Annotated in this window: 11 protein-coding genes; 4 read left to right on the top strand and 7 right to left on the bottom strand. The window is 37.4% G+C overall.

Annotated elements, in window-relative coordinates; all coding sequences use genetic code 11:
• Positions 1-134 precede the first annotated feature (134 nt).
• On the bottom strand, positions 135-1,691 hold the full coding sequence (guaA, locus tag ACFIL7_RS00340; RefSeq protein ID WP_375634023.1) for a glutamine-hydrolyzing GMP synthase: 1,557 nt from the start codon (positions 1,689-1,691) through the stop codon (positions 135-137).
• A gap of 132 nt (positions 1,692-1,823) precedes the next feature.
• Positions 1,824-3,110 carry an RsmB/NOP family class I SAM-dependent RNA methyltransferase gene (locus tag ACFIL7_RS00335; protein ID WP_375683233.1) on the bottom strand — a complete coding sequence of 429 codons (1,287 nt, stop codon included), beginning with the start codon at positions 3,108-3,110 and terminating at the stop codon, positions 1,824-1,826.
• 519 nt (positions 3,111-3,629) lie between these two features.
• Between ACFIL7_RS00335 and ACFIL7_RS00330 the strand changes: the two genes are divergently transcribed.
• Positions 3,630-3,776 (top strand): hypothetical protein, encoded by a 147-nt coding sequence (locus ACFIL7_RS00330; RefSeq protein ID WP_273722522.1) that lies wholly within the window; start codon positions 3,630-3,632, stop codon positions 3,774-3,776.
• Positions 3,777-3,955: 179 nt separating this feature from the next.
• On the opposite strand, the gene guaB is transcribed toward ACFIL7_RS00330, so the two are convergent.
• The 3 genes from guaB to ACFIL7_RS00315 all read right to left on the bottom strand — a co-directional run bounded on the left by guaB (position 3,956) and on the right by ACFIL7_RS00315 (position 8,965).
• Complete coding sequence (gene guaB, locus ACFIL7_RS00325) at positions 3,956-5,455, bottom strand: IMP dehydrogenase (RefSeq protein WP_375633930.1); 1,500 nt, start codon at positions 5,453-5,455, stop codon at positions 3,956-3,958.
• A gap of 149 nt (positions 5,456-5,604) precedes the next feature.
• A complete protein-coding gene (locus ACFIL7_RS00320) occupies positions 5,605-7,176 on the bottom strand; it encodes a phospholipase D family protein (RefSeq protein WP_375633928.1) in 1,572 nt (523 codons plus the stop codon).
• 403 nt (positions 7,177-7,579) lie between these two features.
• Complete coding sequence (locus ACFIL7_RS00315; protein WP_375633926.1) at positions 7,580-8,965, bottom strand: sigma-54-dependent transcriptional regulator; 1,386 nt, start codon at positions 8,963-8,965, stop codon at positions 7,580-7,582.
• A gap of 253 nt (positions 8,966-9,218) precedes the next feature.
• On the opposite strand from ACFIL7_RS00315, the gene ACFIL7_RS00310 reads away from it, so the two are divergent.
• Positions 9,219-9,578, top strand: a complete 360-nt coding sequence (locus tag ACFIL7_RS00310) for a hypothetical protein (protein WP_375618071.1) — start codon at positions 9,219-9,221, stop codon at positions 9,576-9,578.
• A gap of 274 nt (positions 9,579-9,852) precedes the next feature.
• Here ACFIL7_RS00310 and ACFIL7_RS00305 read toward each other — a convergent pair whose 3' ends face one another.
• Together ACFIL7_RS00305 and ACFIL7_RS00300 are read right to left on the bottom strand one after the other, a co-directional pair.
• On the bottom strand, positions 9,853-10,845 hold the full coding sequence (locus ACFIL7_RS00305) for an SIS domain-containing protein (RefSeq protein ID WP_375634598.1): 993 nt from the start codon (positions 10,843-10,845) through the stop codon (positions 9,853-9,855).
• 39 nt (positions 10,846-10,884) lie between these two features.
• Positions 10,885-11,775, bottom strand: a complete 891-nt coding sequence (locus ACFIL7_RS00300; RefSeq protein ID WP_375633923.1) for a UTP--glucose-1-phosphate uridylyltransferase — start codon at positions 11,773-11,775, stop codon at positions 10,885-10,887.
• A 265-nt stretch (positions 11,776-12,040) separates the two neighbouring features.
• Here ACFIL7_RS00300 and ACFIL7_RS00295 point away from each other — a divergent pair, with 265 nt between their 5' ends.
• Complete coding sequence (locus tag ACFIL7_RS00295; protein WP_375633921.1) at positions 12,041-13,297, top strand: lytic murein transglycosylase; 1,257 nt, start codon at positions 12,041-12,043, stop codon at positions 13,295-13,297.
• A gap of 14 nt (positions 13,298-13,311) precedes the next feature.
• On the top strand, positions 13,312-14,388 hold the full coding sequence (locus tag ACFIL7_RS00290) for an SGNH family hydrolase (protein WP_375634599.1): 1,077 nt from the start codon (positions 13,312-13,314) through the stop codon (positions 14,386-14,388).
• Positions 14,389-14,405: the final 17 nt, after the last annotated feature.

The raw sequence follows: 14,405 nt of genomic DNA, 5'->3' as shown, positions 1-14,405 counted from the left end.
GACGTACAGATTGTCAGATAAAGGCTTATATCATATGAAAATACACAATCATTTTTAAATGATTTTTTCTACACTTCTCGAATATCAAACCCTCAGTCATATTTTATTCTTAAAAAACTTATCCTTCATTTTAATTATTCCCATTCAATAGTACTAGGAGGTTTTGAGGTTACATCATATACAACACGATTAATCCCTCTAACTTCGTTAATAATACGTGCTGCTGTCTTACTTAAAAACGCCATATCATAGGGATAAAAATCAGCAGTCATTCCATCTACAGATGTGACGGCGCGAAGAGCACAAACAAATTCATAAGTGCGATCATCCCCCATCACGCCAACAGTTTGAACAGGAAGAAGAACAGCAAAAGCTTGCCAAATTTCGTCATAAAGACCAGCTTTATGGATTTCCTCAAGGTAGATAGCATCTGCTTCACGTAAAATTTCTAATTTTTCACGGGTCACAGTACCTGGACAGCGAATTGCAAGACCGGGACCTGGAAAAGGATGGCGACCAATAAACTGCTCCGGTAATCCTAACTCTCGCCCTAGCAAGCGAACCTCATCCTTAAAGAGCTCACGCAACGGTTCTACAAGTTTCATATTCATCTGTTCTGGTAGCCCCCCCACATTATGATGGCTTTTAATGGTTACCGTTTCACCAATAGCGGACACACTCTCAATAACATCTGGATAAAGTGTTCCTTGTGCTAAAAACTCTGCACCTCCTATTTTTTTAGTTTCTTCTTCGAAAACTTCAATAAAAAGGCGACCAATCGTTTTGCGCTTTTTTTCTGGATCTGTCTCACCTTCTAAAGCATTAAGAAATATATCGGCAGCATTAACGTGAATAAGCTCTATATTATAATGATCACGAAAGAGCGTGAGAACTTCTTCAGCTTCATTCTTGCGCATCAGCCCATGGTCTACCAAAATGCATGTCAGTTGATCTCCTATGGCTTCATGAAGGAGTACCGCTACAACAGATGAATCCACTCCCCCTGAAAGACCACAAATCACACGACTTTTCCCAACTTTTTGTCGTATCGTAGCAATTGCCTGCTCACGATAAGAAGCCATTGACCAATTGCCTTTAATAGCAGAGATCTTATGAACAAAATTTTGCAAAAGTTTTGTACCATCCGGTGTATGGATAACTTCAGGATGAAACTGTACCGCATAAAAATATCTTTTCTCATCAGCAATAGCCGCATAGGGAGCTCCTTTTGAGGTTCCTATGACACGAAAACCTTCTGGTAAAGCTGCCACACGGTCACCATGGCTCATCCATACTTGATAACGAGAACCTTTTTCCCACACTCCATCAAAAAGGGCACTCTCTTCTTGAACTTCCAAAAAAGCACGCCCAAATTCACGCTCATGTCCAGCTTCAACCTTTCCTCCAAGCTGAACACACATGACTTGTTCACCATAGCAAATGCCCAAAATCGGAACACCCGCCTCAAAAATTTCCATTGGAGCACGCGGAGAGCCCTCATCAATAACGGAATAAGGACTCCCTGATAAAATAATAGCTTTAGGATTTATGCGGCGCACAGCTTCTAAAGCCAATTGAAAAGGAGTAATTTCACAATACACTCCCATTGCTCGTACCCGTCGTGCAATAAGTTGTGTAACTTGTGAACCAAAGTCAATAATAAGAACAGTGTCTGGATGTGATATGCTCATAGAAAACCAATCAACAATTGTAAAAGAAAACTCATGAGAGTTATGATTCAATCTTTCTCTTTTCACAAGCCTGTTTTCTTAAGAAAAAGATTATTCTCGTAAAGTTTATGATAAAAAGTGTAAGAATATGGATCAATGTTTTTTTTGCAACACAGATAAAAAGAACCCATCTGTTTGTGTTGTGGCCGGCGACAAAGTAAGTCCATAATTTGAAAAAACTGGTTGCACAGGAGAAAAACTAAAATGTTTCTGCCAAAGCGCTGTCATATCTATTGGAGAAAAATGAGAATGTTGTTGAAGGAAATGGGAAATTTGTTCCTCATTTTCATCTGTAAAAAGAGAACAGGTAATATAGATTAGGCGCCCATTTGGCTTAAGATAAGCTATCGCTTCATTCAAAATATCCCTCTGTTCTGTTTGGCGTTGTTTCACCTGTACTAATGTTAAACGCCATTTCGCATCTGGACGACGACGCCATGTTCCTGTCCCACTACATGGTGCATCTAGTAGAACTCTATCCATCTGGCCTATTAATGGCTTCAATTCTTCTTTTTGTGCTCGTGTTTGTACATTACGAACACCAGCGCGTCGAAGACGATCAAAAATAGGAGCTAAGCGCGCTTTATCAAAATCATAAGCATAAATTTGCCCACGATTGTTCATATCGGAAGCTAAAGCTAATGTTTTGCCCCCAGCACCTGCACAATAATCTAATACCTGCATGCTCTCTTGCGCTTCCACAAGGTGAGCAACAATTTGAGATCCTAAATCCTGTATTTCAAAGTGTCCTTTTTGAAAAGCTGGTTCCACTTGAACATTGGGATGACGATTAAACTTTTCAATCGGTGCAATTCTTAAAGCTTGCCCAAACCATGGAAAAGATTTAAGTTTGGTTTTTGCTAATTCTTTCAGCACCTTTTCTGGTGTTGCCTTTAGGTTATTTACCCGTAGGTCTAAAGAAGGACGCGTTGCTAACGCAGCCGCTTCAGTGATCCAATTATCACCAAATAAAGGACGCAGATGCGCTTGACACCATTGCGGAATATCACCACGAATATAGTCTGGAGCATCCACTAATTGCTGACCTTGCCACGATTTACGCTGTTTAGCCCCTAATAACTGCGGTGCAAACCGATCTTCTGCCAATTCACCGTCAATTTGCTCCAGCGTCATTTTTTCAGAATCTAATAAGGCACCAAAAACGATATCTCGGATATCATCACTCTCCATACGCCATTGTAAAGAATAACGTCGTCTTAAAACATCATAAACGATTGTACCAATAGCTGCACGATCACCTGCTCCAGCAAAGCGATGAGAAAGACCCCAATCCTTTAAAGCTTCTCCTACTGGGCGATGCTTCACTTCTATCTCTGTGAGAACATCTATTGCTGCTTGCAAACGCCCACCTAATCGCATTCATTTCTCCCATTAAAATAATAAAATTTTAAATCATCTAAAAAAATAATATTATCGCCTTTTTGCCAATGAAACCTTCTCAAAGCCATAAAAAATTTACATTCAATATTAAAATGATCTGATCATACTTTTTTATAAGATCCAATTTAGAGTATTTAAATTTTTCCTTTCATCTTCTGCCCATTCGCTTTTTATCCTTCTACCTCTTATGCTAAAAGATACGTAGCCATCCATAAAGAACTTATTTCCGCCATGCATTACGAAAAAACCAAACTCTTTAATTTATTTGCGTAAAATAAAATTTACGAGGATTGTCTGAACAATAGAAAAAAATCAAATATCTCCCATCTTTATATGGCTATCCTTCTGAAAAAATAGAAAAAATCTTCTCATAAAATTAAACAAGTTCATCTTACGTTCAACAAAAAATTAACTTTTTAGAAAATGCTTGGAACCACTATTTGGCATGACCGTTTTTACTCTAATGGCAACTGCCAGACAATTTTAAAGGAGAAAATAATGACTTATAATAATGGAAAAACAACTTCGTCTAAAAGCCGTCATAATACAATGCCCTCAAACAACGGAAAGAAATCCGTCCAAAGTGATCAGACAAACACTCGCCAACGTGCGTCAAAGACTGGACGGAAGACAACAAAAAGTTAATTCTAATTTTATATAACTTATTTCATATAGTCTTAACAGAAAGAATTAGAGTTTTAACCTCTAATTCTTTCCTTTTTGGGATTATTACACCAAATTACAAACAGAAAAAAGCGCAGTCTCTCTTTCTTGTTCTCGGAAAATTTTATATTTATGCAATATGATATTAGGATCTTGTATCTTTAAACTGGTCCACGATAATTTGGACTCTCTCGTGTGATAGAAACATCATGCGTATGACTTTCATGGAGTCCCGCATTCGTAATACGTACAAACGTTGCTTTTTCACGAAACTCTACGAGATCTTTTGCTCCAACATACCCCATCGAAGCACGAAGTCCACCAGCAAGCTGATGTAGAACTGATGCTATAGGACCTTTATAAGCAACCTGCCCCTCCACACCTTCAGGAACTAACTTAAGTTCATCACGAACATCATCTTGAAAATAGCGATCTGCCGATCCTCGTGCCATAGCACCAACAGATCCCATGCCGCGATAAGCTTTAAAGGATCGTCCTTGATAAAGATAAACTTCGCCAGGACTTTCTTCTGTACCCGCTAAAAGAGAGCCAATCATAGCAGCACAAGCCCCACCTGCTAAGGCTTTAGCAAAATCACCGGAAGCTTTTATCCCCCCATCAGCAATAACGGGAATGCCCGCTTTTTCAGCAACTTCTGCAGCATTCATAATGGCTGCAAGCTGAGGAACACCAACACCTGCAACAATTCGCGTTGTGCAAATAGAACCAGGACCAATCCCAACTTTTATAGCATCCGCACCACTGTCAATCAAAGCCTGTGTTGCTTGAGCAGTCGCCACATTACCAGCAATAATAGCTGGAGAAAACGTCATTTTTTTAATACGCTCAACAGTGTCTAATACACGCTGAGAATGTCCATGTGCAGTATCAATTACTAGAATATCAACGCCTGCATCAATTAATTGTTCAGCCCGCTCAAACCCATCGTTCCCTACACTACTTGCAGCTGCAACACGCAAGCGACCTTGTGAATCTTTGGCAGCGTTTGGATTTAATTTTGCTTTTTCAATATCCTTAACTGTTATCAGTCCGACACAACGATTCTGTTCATCCACAACTAATAATTTTTCAATACGATGATGGTGTAAAAGATACTTCGCTTCATTGAGTTGAACATTTTCACGCACTGTGATTAAATTTTCATGCGTCATTAATTCATAAATTTTTTGTTTGGGATCCGTTGCAAAACGCACATCCCTATTTGTCAAAATGCCAACAAGCCGTCCAGCAGTTTCACCTTTAGCACCATTTTCAACAACCGGAATACCGGAAATACCATGAGAGCGCATCAAAGATTTTGCTTCTTCAAGTGTTGCATCTGGTCCAATGGTGACTGGATTAACAACCATACCAGATTCAAACTTTTTTACTTGGCGAACTTCTTCTGCCTGCTCTGCAGGAGACATATTACGATGAATAACCCCAAGACCACCAGCTTGAGCCATAGCAATTGCCAAACGCGATTCTGTTACCGTATCCATTGCCGCAGAAAGCAATGGCAAATTGAGCTTAATATCCGCTGCAATGCGCGTACTGAGATCCACTTGACTAGGCATAACAAGAGAATGACCGGGTTGTAAAAGTACATCATCAAAAGTCAGTGCCAATGCACCTGTCCCCGTTTCAACAATCTTTGCCATATCAAAATTCCTTTTATAATAAAACACCGCAAGAAGCTTTAAAATACAACTGCGGTTCTCATACATGGTAGATTGGCAAAAAATTATGCCATGCTACAAACAAAATGAAAAGAAAAATAAATATTTTTTTAAGTGTGGTTTATAAAAATTTACAATTGTGATTCAATAGGTAACCAACTTATTATTTTTGCAAATGCGCGACGCCAAAAATTACTTTCTGGCTCATAGTCAATGCTATATTTTTTTTCATTTTCAATAAAATCCCAATAAATACGATTATTATCACCAAGACGCAGATGATAGCTCATTTCCCCTGTGGTTTCTTCAGAAAACAACAAATCTAATCTTGCTGTAATGGGAGCACATTCAAAAAGAATGCCCATTTCTGTATTTAATGATGCTGATCTTGGATCAAAATTTAAAGATCCAATAAAAGCTGTTTTACGATCAATTAAAAAAGCTTTAGCATGTAAACTTGCCTTACTCGATCGAAACAATCGCAACCCATGAGTATTGCCTTCCGCTTTTAATTCATAAAGATTAACACCACTTTTCAACAATGCCTTACGATAAGGTACATAACCACCATGCACTAATGCTACATCAGTAGCAGCTAAAGAATTTGTCAGAATTTTGACATCAACACCCTTTGAAACCAAATTACTAAAATTCTGCGTGCCAACCTTACCAGGAACAAAATAAGGTGACGTAATCTGAACCGTTTTTTTGGCATTTCCAATAACCTTTGAAAGTGCCTTCATAAGCCAATTGCTTGCTTTTTTACGCAATGCTTTTTCTGGAGGGTCAGAAAGAACAACAACTTTGTCTGCTAAAAATAACCGCTTTCCTGTTTGGATAAAACAATTAAAGTTAATGTGCTCTTTGACATAATCTAAATAAACTTTTGCAACCTTGGAATCACGAAACTTTCGTAATTTATCTTTCCAATAGCTAAGATCACTTGCGCTTTTAGGAACAACCAAAGTATGAATTGGCAAAACAACAGCACTATTCCAAAAATCATCAAAGATACTTTCTACCTTTTTAACAGAAGGACCGATTAACATCAAATCTAAATCTCGAAAATGGGATTCTTTACCAGCATCAAAATAAGAATCTGCAAGATTACGTCCTCCTACAAAAGCGACCCTGCCATCAACAATAAAAGCTTTATTATGCATTCTACGTGTTACAGTAATTGCCCGTAATATAATTTCTAAACCACGGCGTAAACCACCTTTACGCGATCGCCCTGGATTAAACATTCTCACCTCAATATGAGGATGTCTATCTAGCGCAATATAAGCTGGATCACGTGCCTGAGCATTAATATCATCCAAAAGAAGCCGTACCCGAACCCCTCGATCAGCTGCCTCAACTATTTCACTTAATAATAGACGCCCCGTTAAATCATCATCCCAAATATAATACATCAGATCAAGGCTACGCCCAGCCTCTGCAGCTCCTATTGCACGAACACAAAACGCATCCAAATTGCTGATAATGAGGGAAAGGGCATCTTTATCAATCCCCAATCCATTTTCTTCCTCAGCTAATTGACTGACGATACGATCAAGCTTAGTTTCATCTTTCTGAATAGGTAACGCATAAGAACATTGCCCCCTAGCATTTTTCACAAAACGCCCATAGGTGTAGATTGCCAACATAGATGCAATAAAAAAAAAGAGGACAAAACCAATAACAATCTGTAAAAGAGTCAAAGAGGGTAAACTTTCTATTTTAAACTATCACATCATCAGTAATGCAAACGATAACACTAATCACTTTATCTTAATCGTATAGCAAATAAAATGCCACTTCTTGCTTAAGAGAGTATAAATTTAATATTGATGATACAAAAATTTTAGCGGTAGTATTTAAAAGTTTTTAAAAATGCTTCTCTTTTTTAATAAATGTAAACTTAACTAAAATTGTATAAATTGAAACAAACGATTAAAATAGTCACATAAAATTTATATTTGATTTAAATCTACAAAATCATCCTCTATAGATAAATTTTACAATAAATGATTGTTTTCTTAAGCTTCCTCCACGGACTTTATCAAAATCCACTCTATTTTTTTGAAACGCATGCTTGTCATGAAGAGAAATTTGTTATGAATTTTACTTTCGTTCTTGATTTCTTATTGCTCTCAATTCTTCCATTTTTCTATAAAGTGTAGAGCGACCAATATGAAGGCGGCGCGCAATCTCACTCATATGTCCTTTATAATGTTTAATCGCTTTCTCTATAATATCATGTTCCATCTCTGCAAAAGTACGTACATGCCCATCAGTATTCAAAAATTTTATCGATTCTTGCTCATTATCTTCTTGCATATTACCCTCAATGATATTGGGAACATTCATTAATGAATTTCCCATTAATTGCGGAAAATCTCGAACAGTTAATAACGGTCCTTCACTGAGTAAAATCGCACGAAATAAAAAGGTTTCAAGCTCATTTCTATTGCCAGGCCAATCATACTGCATAAGCAAGGAAAGAGCAGAGCCTGCTAAACCATGGACATGTGATCGCCCTGTTTCTGTGATAATGCGATCAATCAAACGTTGTGTGATCTCTGGAAAATCATCCCTTAATTCTCGTAAAGCAGGGACGCTAATAGACAAGTGAGAAAATTGTTCAAACAAACTATGCAAAAAAAAGTTCTCATTAACCAAGTCCTTTAAACGCGATGTTGAAATAGCGATGATCCGAAAAGGAAAAAAATCTCCTTTTTTATCCCTTTCCCTTTCTTTAAGGTAATGAGCAAACCGTTTTTGCTGTATGGGCTCAAGTCGATCAATATCACAAAGGCAAAGTGTCCCTTTTTCAAGAGAAGAAACCAATGGTAGGAATTCTTTAAACCACTGCTGATTTTCTTCTTCTGGATCAACGATGGCTGAACATTGAAAGCGAACAAAAACACCCTCCGAAAATAATCCCTCATGATGAATAATCCGAGCTAATGTCTCACGTCCTGTTCCAGCTTCCCCCTCTATCAAAAGATTCTGTAAAGAAGTTGCTGCTTGTCTCGATTGTTCTAACACTATCTGCATAGCTCTACTTTTTACGCAAAGATCAGAAAACCGTAAATGATTCTCTTTTTTTCGCCGAATATCTCGAACCTCATGCTCCAAGGCAGAAATAAGAGCAAGGATATCCAAAGTAACTCTTACGCGTAATAATGTTACTGGATGGATCCAATAATCAATAGCTCCAGCTGTTAAAGCTTTCTGGAGTAAATGCTGATTCTCTTGTTGTGCTATAACGACAATAGGAACAGAAACACCAGCAACTCTAATCATTTTAATCAAATCGCTCACACTCAAATCACTCATAACAACATCAAGGAGTGCAAGCACAATGTTTTTACGCCTGTGTAAAAGATCAATCGTACGGAGACCATTTTCTGCTTCAATGACACGATAACCAAAACCTCGCAGCATAGAAGAAAGTTCTATACGTCTTCCATAATCTTCACTCGCAACAAGAATGGGACCAACCATAATGTCAATAATCTCCTTTGAGACTACTTAGCAGCTTAATATAAAAATTGTTGTAAACCATAAGAAATATTTTACCTCTTGTGTTTCACTTACGAACTTCATCAAGCTGTCAATTAAATACAACATTAAGGCATTTTTTTCCATTTTTTTGCTTTTTCATTGATTTTTATCAAATTTTTCATATTGACTCATGGGGTAATTTAATAATGTTATAGAAACTAGAGAGCAAAATAATCTAAATAGAGTGCAATAAATGAAACATCCCTATCATATTTTATGTCTTACAATTACCGCCTTGCTGTTAAGTGCCTGTAACTTTTCGCGATATTATAACTCAAATATGCCAACTGGAATTGATGGAAAATGGGTTGATGAGAATGGTATTATTTCTTCTTTCCACAATGGTGTTTTTGAAACGCGTGCAGCAGATACAGAAGAAAAACTATCAGAAGGAGCATATAATTATCTCAATGCCCAAAATATAGAAATTGAAATACGCTCTATTCTCCGTGGAACAATTTCTAGAGTCAATTGTACAATGTCATATGACGCCACACAACTTCTCTGCACCTCGCATACAGGAGCACAGTTTTTCCTTAAGCGGAAATCTTAACAAAGTACAAGGGAAACCTCTCTTAAGAACAGAGGGAGCACATACATTAAGCAGAAGGCGATATCCTTTCTCCTCCTGATAGAAAATCCTCTCTAAAATACGCAAAGAGGCTAGTATAATCTAGCCCCTGAGAATTTTTTAAACATTATGAAATGCGTAAAATAATCATTTTCTTCCACAAAATATCAATAAAGCCACCTCACAATAAAATTGTAACTTTGTATCATTCAATCTATTTCAACCTATAACATTTTATTTGATAGGGAAGCTTAATCTAAGCAGCGCCAATGCGCAAAAGATCATGAAAATGAACAATTCCTATCGGTTTTTTATCTTCAACCACAAAAAATGCACCAATCTGATGATCATTAATAAAAGCTGTTGCTGCACCAACAAGTGTATTTGGCTTTACAACTTTAGGAGCTTTGGTCATCACCTCGTCAACATTAAATTTTGATAAATTAAAATGAATGTTACGTGCAAGATCGCCATCAGTTACAATTCCGATTAGTTCACCTTCTTGATTCACAACACCAACACAACCAAAATGTTTTTCCACCAAAACATTCATCGCTTCAGTCATAGCTGTTCCCTGCATAACCAAAGGAATATTATCACCCTCATGCATAATATCACACACGTATTTAAGGCTTGCACCAAGAGAGCCACCAGGATGATATATTTTGAAATCCGTTGCGGTAAAACCACGCATTTCTAAAAGAGAAACCGCTAATGCATCTCCCATTGCCAATTGCATAATTGTTGAAGTTGTAGGGGCTAAACCATAGGGGCAAGCCTCTTCTATCTTTGGTAATAATAGCACAATATCAGCTTGTCGTCCTAACACAGAGTGCTTACTTGATGTCATCGCAATAAGAGGAATACGAAAACGCGCCGCATAACTCATAATACCACTTAACTCTTGAGTTTCACCAGACCATGATAAAGCAAGAATAACGTCATCAGAACCAATCATACCAAGATCACCATGATTGGCTTCTGCAGCGTGCACAAAAAAGGCAGGTGTTCCAGTTGAGGCTAAGGTTGCTGCAATTTTTGTCCCTATATGACCACTTTTTCCAAGACCAGTAATGACCACATGTCCACGAGCATTTCTAATAGTTTGAACAGCCGCTTCAAAAGAAGAAGAAAGACTTTCCAGAAGAGCTTTTTCAAGGGCTTCAAGCCCCTGCTTTTCACTAGCAAGTGTTTTAAGCGCTGATGCAACTGCACCTTGCAAAGCCATATGAGGAGACGGTATTGTCATAATCAAATTCGATCAATAAAATTAAGTGAGAGATCTATATCACTTTTCAACATTAATGGTTTCTAGTAAATTTTTCAATGAAGTAGAAACGTGGCTGTGCATATCAGCGCGTGCCAAAGAAAATGCAACGTTGGCTTCAATAAAACCAGCTTTAGAACCGCAATCAAAAGTGCGCCCTTTTACTTGCAAACCCCAAAAATCTTGCTCATTTGAAAGCCGTATCATAGCATCTGTTAATTGAATTTCATTTCCTGTTCCCCGTTCTTGAGTGGAAAGAATATTAAAAATTTCTGGCTGCAAAATATAACGTCCATTGATGTACAAATTTGATGGTGCCGTTCCTTGTGCCGGTTTCTCTACCATTTTTGTGATTTCAAAACCATTTGCAATCTGTTTGCCTTTCCCAACAATACCATATTTATGTGTTTCTCTAGGATCGCATTCCTGAACTGCTATAATATTTCCCCCACCCACCTTTTCATAAAGGCTCATCATTTCAGAAAGACAGCCCTTTTTCGCCTGTATCAACATATCGGGTAATAATAAAGCAAAAGGTTCCCCTGCAACTAATTCACGCGCGCACCAAAGAGCATGCCCTAATCCCAAAGGTTGCTGTTGCCGAGTGAAAGAAGTTGACCCTGGTAATGGCTGTAAACGGTATAAGTGTGCAAGATCTTCTTTCTTTCCACATTCAGCAAGTGTCGTGTATAATTCAACTTGCGCATCAAAATAATCCTCAATGACTGCTTTGTTACGTCCAGTCACAAAAATAAAATGCTCAATACCAGCTTCCCTCGCCTCATCCACAACATATTGAATAACAGGTTTATCAACAACTGTTAACATTTCTTTAGGAATCGTTTTTGTCGCAGGAAGGAAACGCGTACCAAGACCTGCTACTGGGAATACTGCTTTCCGGATTTTACGCACACTCACCCTCCTCAATGAATTCATATAACTTTTTTGTTTTATTTATCATATGTTTTTACGAAATGGTAAAAAAGATATCTTATTGTTTTGATTATCATTATAATGGGCAATCAAAAATGTAAAAAGAGTCTGAGAATTTATTGAAAGGATTAAACGAATTATTTATTTCAGTTTTTTCCTCTTCTTGATCATATTATCGATTAAACTAAATACAAAATAAAGTTATTGCACATCTAATAAATTGAATATTAATGGGGATTTCAAAATGCAAAAAACAGAATTGAAGACTTTCTCTTTTTTAGAGAAGTCAATAGCTTGGAGAACTCTTTTCACTGTCTCTGCCGTTATTTTTTCTGCTTTTTTTATGTTTTTTATATCCCTTTCATATGCTGATAGCGGATTTAAACACTGGATTAAAGAATTTAAAAAAATAGCTATTGCTCACAATATTACCCCTTCTACGTTTCATATGGCGTTTAAAAGTGTTAATGCCATTGATCCTGAAGTTCTAAAAAGCGCCGCATACCAACCGGAATTTGTTGCTCCTTCCTGGAACTATTTTGATAATCGTGTCCATGATATCGCAATTGTGGAAGGACGGCGCCAAGCAAAAAAATGGAACAAATGGCTTCTTCAAATTGAAGAACGTTTTGGTGTTGACCGTAATATTCTGCTTGCTATTTGGTCAATGGAAAGCAATTATGGGAAAATTTTAGCCAATAAAAGTGTAATGCGTGATACCATTCGCTCTCTTGCAACTTTAGCCTATGCTGATAAAAAACGTGCAAAATATGCATATACACAGCTGATTGCTGCTATGAAAATTCTACAAAGTGGCGAAATTAAACGCTCTCAACTCACAGGATCTTGGGCCGGTGCATTGGGGCATACACAATTTATTCCAAGCAGTTATCTCGCCTATGCTGTTGATATAAATCAAGATGGACGGCGTGATATCTGGAACTTTGTTCCAGATGCTCTGGCTACTGCTGCTAACCTTCTCCACAAAAATGGCTGGCAACCTAATCTTATTTGGGGAGTAGAGGTAAAAGTGCCGCAGGGGAAAAACCTTCCTGAAGGCTGGTATTCCTTTGATCAATGGAAAAAATTAGGTGTAAAACACGCAAATGGGCACCCTCTTCCTACATCAGCTGAACAAGCAATATTAAAATATCCAGATGGAGCAAAAGGACCTATATTTTTAGTCACAAAAAATTTCTTTGTTCTGAAACATTATAATAATGCAGATCGTTATGCGTTTGCTGTTTCCCTTCTTGCTGATCGTATTGCTGGACATCTTGGATTAGTGCATGATTGGCAAAGACCTTTTCAGCCTATTACCTTCCAAGAGTGCAAAGAACTGCAATCTCGCTTAAGTGCATTGGGATATTATAAAGGAGATATTGATGGACAAATCGGAACCGCCTCTCGCAAAGCAATCAAAGCTTTTCAGCTGCATTACGGTCTAAAAGAAAATGGATATCCATCATCTCAAGTGCTTTTTCTCCTTCGCAAACAATAATGGAGACTAAGGTTTTGTCTTCTTTTCGCCTGATATACTTGACATTATTGCTGTTTTCACTTTCTATTGTGGGGATCTTACAGCCATCCCCAAGTAAAGCAACGAACTTCTTCAAATGGTTATCACAACAAAACAAACAGACACAGCAGCCACCGCAAATTATAGAACAAAAAATAGACAAGCCGCAAAAAAAGATCGTAACACAAAAAAACATACAAAAGCTAAAAAATGAGAATGCAAAACGCATTCTTGTTGTAGGGGATTTTGCAGCCTCCGCTGTTGCCGATGCACTTAAAAAGTTTTTTATAAATAATAGCGATATCGTTATCATGAACAACACAATACCAGCTTCCGGCTTAGTTCGAACGGATTATTATTCTTGGCAAAGCAATATTTCTAAACTCATTGACCAAAATAGCCCCGATGTTATTATCATGATGATCGGTGCAAATGATAATCAACCCATCACAGACTCTCATAACATGATTAACACAGATCAGTCAGAATGGATACGCATCTACAAACAAAGAATTATCGAAATTACTGAAAGTCTTCACGCCTCTGGAAAATCATGGATATGGATAGGTCAACCTTCTTTTGGAAATGACCTTTTGACACAAAAAATGAAAATTTTTAATGCGCTCTATAAACAAGAAACAGAAACAGCAGGAGGGTATTTTCTCGATATCTGGAGCGGCTTTAGTGATGAAGAAGGAATTTTTTCTTTTTCAGGCTATGATATTAATGGAAAAACAACCAAATTACGCACCAATAATGGCATGCATTTCACCCCTGAAGGAAAGAAAAAACTTGCCTCTTATTTAGAAAAACCATTGAAAAATATTTTAAATTTTCACGCCTTTTCTCATGAAAATTCATACTCAACCGATAAAGCTATTCAAAAACTTATACAAGAATCAGAGAATCAAGAGCGGAGTAAAATTATGCGTCAGCTTCCAATGAGCCTCGATGATATGGTACAAAAAAACACTCACCTTTTAGGCAAAAGAAAGTCAAGTTTTATAAAAAAATCATGGTTTCCACCAAATGGGCATCAAAAAGATCGAGCTGATAATTTTTCTTTCCCATAATGTCTATTTAAAATACA

This window comes from Bartonella sp. AP3QHHD, from assembly GCF_042195765.1.
Classification (GTDB): domain Bacteria; phylum Pseudomonadota; class Alphaproteobacteria; order Rhizobiales; family Rhizobiaceae; genus Bartonella.
This window is presented reverse-complemented; position numbering and strand designations above follow the sequence as displayed.